Origin of the sequence: Paraburkholderia humisilvae (assembly GCF_902859855.1) — a bacterium.
GTDB classification, from domain to species: Bacteria; Pseudomonadota; Gammaproteobacteria; order Burkholderiales; family Burkholderiaceae; genus Paraburkholderia; species Paraburkholderia humisilvae.
In genome coordinates, this window is record NZ_CADIKH010000169.1 from 1 (window position 1) to 5,525 (window position 5,525).

Annotated in this window: 6 protein-coding genes; 1 reads left to right on the forward strand and 5 read right to left on the reverse strand. The window is 59.0% G+C overall.

Annotated elements, in window-relative coordinates; genetic code table 11:
* Positions 1–67: 67 nt before the first annotated feature.
* From HV796_RS46220 to HV796_RS40005, 5 genes are read right to left on the reverse strand one after another with little or no spacing between them, the layout of a single operon-like run.
* Complete coding sequence (locus HV796_RS46220) at positions 68–238, reverse strand: heavy metal-binding domain-containing protein (RefSeq protein ID WP_377694256.1); 171 nt, start codon at positions 236–238, stop codon at positions 68–70.
* Positions 231–1,214 (reverse strand): carbamate kinase, encoded by a 984-nt coding sequence (locus HV796_RS39990; RefSeq protein ID WP_175233251.1) that lies wholly within the window; start codon positions 1,212–1,214, stop codon positions 231–233. The genes HV796_RS46220 and HV796_RS39990 overlap by 8 nt, the downstream gene beginning before the upstream one ends.
* Positions 1,215–1,225: 11 nt before the next feature.
* A complete protein-coding gene (locus tag HV796_RS39995) occupies positions 1,226–2,230 on the reverse strand; it encodes an ornithine carbamoyltransferase (protein ID WP_175233255.1) in 1,005 nt (334 codons plus the stop codon).
* Between the two features lie 31 nt (positions 2,231–2,261).
* Positions 2,262–3,485, reverse strand: coding sequence for an arginine deiminase (locus tag HV796_RS40000; protein ID WP_175233252.1), 1,224 nt, complete (start codon positions 3,483–3,485; stop codon positions 2,262–2,264).
* 36 nt (positions 3,486–3,521) lie between these two features.
* A complete protein-coding gene (locus HV796_RS40005; RefSeq protein WP_175233253.1) occupies positions 3,522–4,373 on the reverse strand; it encodes a PRC-barrel domain-containing protein in 852 nt (283 codons plus the stop codon).
* A 599-nt stretch (positions 4,374–4,972) separates the two neighbouring features.
* Here HV796_RS40005 and HV796_RS40010 point away from each other — a divergent pair.
* Entirely contained in the window at positions 4,973–5,458 is a 486-nt protein-coding gene (locus HV796_RS40010; protein ID WP_175233254.1) for a hypothetical protein, read from the forward strand.
* Positions 5,459–5,525: the final 67 nt, after the last annotated feature.

Genomic DNA, 5,525 nt, shown 5'->3' on the forward strand with positions numbered 1-5,525 from the left:
CCACCTGCTTCGCCCCATCTGCGCACATACCTCAGCACACAACTGAGAACCGGGCTGCATCATGCACTCACGCGAATGTCGTTTCAACCATGGCCAGCGCGAGGTGCTTACAGATAGGGCAATTGCCCGGCCCCTCCTTACGGACCTGCGGGTGCATCGGGCAAGTGTAGGCACCATCAACGCTAACCGGAACTGACGGCGTCGTCAGCTTCGCGTCGTGGGTGTGGACGTCATTCACCGGGAGCAAACGTCCGGTCGATCTGCTGCCGGGGTGTCGTCAACATATCACCCACCGACAATTCGGCGTCTCCGCACCGGATCGAAGTTCCGGCGGTACCTGCGATCATCTGCTCAATGTCGACCAGCGCTCCGATGACCGCGCGGTGACCCGTACGTCTGGCGAAATCACAAGCCGCCTCAACCTTCGGCGCCATCGATCCCGCCGCAAACCCCAACCTTTCCAGTGAGTCTGGATTCACGCTGCGGATGGGACGCGCTGACGGCTTACCCCAATCGAGGAACACTCCGGCAACATCGGTAGCGATCACGAGCAGATCGGCCTCGAGTTCGCGGGCAATCAGCGCGGCGGTGCGATCCTTGTCGATCACTGCCTCCACGCCCCGATAGCTTCGATTCTGTTCGGCGACCACCGGAATACCGCCGCCCCCTGCGCAGATGACGATAGCTCCGTGGGCGAGAAGCCAGCGCACGGCTTGAATCTCGAGGATACGAACCGGCTTTGGACTGGCGACCACACGCCGGTACGCCGTGCCGTCCAGCGCCATCGCCCAGCCTTTGTCACGCTTCGCGAGAGCCGCATCCGCCTCTGTGAAAGCGGCGCCGATCGGCTTGTCCGGCTGGGCAAACGCGGGGTCAGTCGGGCTCACCTCCACCATCGTCAGCAAGGTAGCGCATGCGCGGTGACCCGGAAGCCGGTTGCCCAGTTCCAGTTCGATCATATAACCGATCATTCCCTCGGTTTCCGCATCAAGCACGTCGAGTGGGAAGCGCTGTGGCTCAGGCACAGTCATACCTTGCGACGCAAGCAGACCGACCTGTGGCCCATTACCATGGACAATCACGAGACTACCTCCGGCCGCCGCCTTCGACAGTTGTAGAGCGGCAAGCCGAATATTGTTGCGTTGGGCGTCGGCGCTCACTCGCTCACCGCGTCTAAGCAGTGCGTTTCCCCCCAGAGCCACAACGATGCGCATCGTAACCTCCCCTATCCGGCAAGCGTTGCGACAAGAATTGCCTTGATCGTATGCAGCCGGTTTTCAGCCTGCTCGAATACGATTGACGCGTCGGACTCGAAGACTTCGTCCGTTACCTCGACCCCACCCGCAAGGTCATACTGATCCGCGATCTTCTTGCCGAGTTCGGTCTGCGTATCATGAAACGCCGGCAGACAGTGCATGAACTTCACGCGCGGATTTCCGCTGGCCTTCAGCAACGCGGCGTTAACCTGGTAAGGCAACAGCTCCTTGATACGCTCGCCCCATTTCTCGAACGGTTCGCCCATCGATACCCAGACGTCGGTATAAATGAAGTCGGTGCCCTTCACCGCTTCGGATGGCTGGTCCGTCAAGGTCAGACGCGCGCCTGTCGTGGCGGCAATCGTGCGGCATTGCGCGACAAGCTCATCGTGCGGCCACAGACGGCGAGGCGCGCACAGCCGGACGTCCATCCCCAGCTTTGCGCCTGTGATCATCAGCGAGTTGCCGGTATTGTTGTGGGCATCGCCAACATAGGTGTACGCAATGGAATGCAGCGGCTTGTCGCTGAGCTCGCGCATTGTCATGACATCGGCCAGCATCTGCGTCGGGTGAAATTCGTCCGTCAGGCCGTTATAGACCGGCACGCCCGCATAGTGGGCGAGTTCCGCGACAACTTCCTGACCAAAGCCCCGGTATTCGATTGCGTCAAACATGCGGCCCAGCACGCGTGCGGTGTCCTTGATCGATTCCTTGTGGCCAATCTGCGAGCCACTCGAATCGAGATATGTCACATGGGCGCCCTGGTCGTGGGCTGCCACTTCGAAGGCGCAGCGAGTGCGCGTCGAGGTCTTTTCGAAAATCAGCGCGATATTCTTTCCGGTGAGGCGCGGAATTTCAGTTCCAGCGTACTTCGCCCGCTTCAGATCTCGCGACAAGTCCAGCAGATAGTGAATCTCGCGGGCGGTGTATTCGATCAGCGTCAAGTAACTTCGATTGTGTACATTGAACATGATGAACCTCGGTGGTAGGCCCTTTGGCCGCGACTTACAGGTCGATGGAGTCACGCTCGATCGGACAACTCAGACAGTGCGTGCCGCCCCGGCCTCGCCCGAGTTCGCTCCCAGGAATCTCGATCACGTCGATCCCTGCCTCCCGCATCTTCCGGTTGGTGTAAGTATTTCGGTCATACGCAAGGACGACACGCCGATCGAGCGCCAACACGTTGTTGCCATCGTCCCATTGCTCCCGTTCCGTCTCGTACGCGTCGCCGCCAGTGGTCAACACCCGCAGTGAATGGATGCCGAGTGCGCTCGCCACCACCGCGAGCAAGGAGTTGTCGTGACGTTCATAACGAATTGCATCCGCGACGTCGCCGGGATACAGACTGGTACAGCGAATCCGTTCAGTAACCTCTGGATAGATGCTGACAAAATCAACGTCGAGAAACGAGAAGACGGTATCCAGATGCATCGACGATCTCGCTTTCGGGAACTGGCAGGCAATCACCCGCGTTGCTCCGTTGCCGGCAAAGAGGGCACGCGCTACCTGCGTGACGGCCTGCGGGCTCGAACGCTCCCCCATGCCGATCAGCACCACACCTTGTCCGATCGGCATGACGTCGCCGCCCTCGAGCGTTTCGGCACCATAGTGTCGATCCGGGTCTCCCCACCATGTTTTGAGCACGGCCGAAAAACGGGGATGGAAGCGGTACACTGCGCCGAGCAGCAAGGTTTCCTTCCGTCGCGGAGACCAGAACATCGGGTTCAGCGTGACGCCGCCATAGATCCACGCGCTGGGATCACGCTGGAAGATCAGATTGACGAGTGGCTTAATCACAAAGTCGGAATTCTCAAGATACCCGCCGAACAACCCACGGGCGTCGAATGGCAACTCCGCCTTCGCGATACCGCCGACGAGCACCTCGGCGAGCTGCTGCGCCGGCATCTCCGCCAGCCACAAGCGCAAATCACGCAACATGCCGGTACCGACTTCCTCCTCCACAATGCGTCGGTCGAGGATCCAGTCGCGCGCGACAGGATCTTTGCACACTTGTGTGAGCAGATCGGAGAATTCCAGTACTTCGGTCCCCCTTTCGCGCATTGCATCCGTGAAGTACGCGTGATCCTCAATCGCCCGATCAACCCAGATGACATCGTCGAACAGCAACGCCTCCCGATTGGCGGGCGTGAGCCGTCGATGCGCCAGACCCGGGCGGCACACCATCACCGCGCGGAGTTTGCCCACTTCCGAATGAACACCTAAGGTCATTACCGCTTCTCCTCGCGATCGCTATGCGCTCCTGAATTACGTGAAGATCCTCACGCGATCGTCAGCCACCGCCTTGCGAATGCGATGACTCCTGCTTTCGATACCCTCGTCCGTGGACCAATATCCGTCCCTGCCATAGTATTGATAAAGCGTCGTTTCATCGCTTCGGCTGAGCGGAACGGATTCGTCGTACGATGGGCTGTTTTTGATGGCGTCGCGGGTAAGTCCGGTAGAAATGGTGGATCCGATCCAGTCAACAAGGCCTATCCATTGCGTCGCCAGCAAGACCTCCTTGCCACCAGGCCACCAGTTTCGTGTATCGACTATCAGGTAACGGATGACCCACTCTACGTCGTCGAAGATGAAGCCGGAGACATGGCCGATGCTGCCGTCAGCTGCCTCGATGTGATAGCCCTTGACTGCCTTTGTACTGCGCAGATGGGTGTCCGCAGGTGGATTGTCTGCCTCACGATCACGTCGCGTGCGCGCTTCCGATGCGATGCCCGGTGCCGACACCATCGATCCGAACGCAGGATAGGCACCCACCCCCCAAAGGTATGCACCGCCCCAGTAAGCCGGATAGCCGTAGTAACCGAGATATTCAGTTTCATGCTGGCGCGACACCGGCTTATCCGTGTCTATATTCGGGCTGTCCCTGACCTGTTGCTGGGTCAGGTCAACCTCGACGGTGCCTGAGCCCGCAACCGGGTGTTTGAATGAATACGGTGAGACCAGTACCTCCCCTTTATTGAGCCATCCCCCCGTTTTGACCACAAGGTAGCGCACACCCCACGCTTCGTCATCGAAATAAGCCTGGTCGACTGCTCCGATCTCACCATCACGTGCGGCTACCGGGGACCCGTAAAGACTTTCTATGGTTCTCAACATTTCTGAACTCCTTCTCCGTTTCCCGCCATCACCGCCCACGAACATGCAGCCGCAATTACAGGATCGGACAATAAAAGCAGACGCACGGCACGCATCAGTTCATCCGTATCTGACTGTTCGCGTAATTTCGTCGCGACCAGGGGCACCGACGCCACTCACGTTAGAACAATCTTCCATGTAATTCGATAACGCTACTTGCAACTGACACGCAAGTCAGTACGGTGCCGTACCGGCCGCCTCACGCGTGCTTTCCTTTCGCTTCGTCACGAAGTCTCATGCAAACAGGCTGGTATCATCCCGCGCGCGAGAGGGTGTACGACCAATCAATTGACGGCTCAGTCCCTGGCGTGATGGAGACAGACCACTGAACGCTAACGTACAGACCATCCACGTCGTATGTGAGAAGGTTATATTCCACCCCGTTGGTACGCCTGAACCCTGTCAACAGTGACCGTCCCGATAGACCGTCACCGTCGCCCTGACAACCGAAAGAAGAAAGGGCGCTTGAGCAGAAAGTCCTCGCTTTTTCGTTGATTTCCGCGATCGTGATACAGGCACTCCTAACGATCCATGTCTAGACGCAGCAAGGAGTCAGCATCATGAAACGCAACAAGGAATCGACACTCACGTGTCGTGCGGCTTTCGCCGCATCGCTAACAGCCTGCATGTGCATGGTTTTTTCCGTTCCCCTGCTCGCAGCACAGTCGCTTGACACCAACACAATGCAACACCCATCCGGCGCCGCGAGCGCAACGCCGGCTATGAAGCCAGCGCAGAAGTGTCTAAGCGATCTGCGCGCCTTCGACAGCCAGATGCGGAAGAACGGCGACTGGCTACGCGGGTCCGGCTATGGTTTTGGCTACGGAGATGGCTCGCCGATGTACGGCTACAGCTCTGGCGAGCCGGACACGTTGCCGCCCAGCGCCGGCAGCACCCCCAGCGGCGTTCCGGCAGACGGCGGCTATCGGTCGGTACGTCCCGCGTACGAGGTTCGGACGCTCATGACATCAGCTAACATTCTCGCGCGGCGTGGTCAGCAACGTAAGCACCTCGCGCTGGCCATGGTTGAAACGACATTCGCGTGAGTGCATGATGCAGCCCGGTTCTCAGTTGTGTGCTGAGGTATGTGCGCAGATGGGGCGAAGCAGGTGG

Coding starts and splice junctions, on each gene's coding strand:
- HV796_RS39990 (WP_175233251.1), bottom strand. CDS start 1,214: ATGCGCATCGTTGTGGCTCTGGGGGGAAACGCACTGCTTAGACGCGGT.
- HV796_RS40010 (WP_175233254.1), top strand. CDS start 4,973: ATGAAACGCAACAAGGAATCGACACTCACGTGTCGTGCGGCTTTCGCC.
- HV796_RS40000 (WP_175233252.1), bottom strand. CDS start 3,485: ATGACCTTAGGTGTTCATTCGGAAGTGGGCAAACTCCGCGCGGTGATG.
- HV796_RS40005 (WP_175233253.1), bottom strand. CDS start 4,373: ATGTTGAGAACCATAGAAAGTCTTTACGGGTCCCCGGTAGCCGCACGT.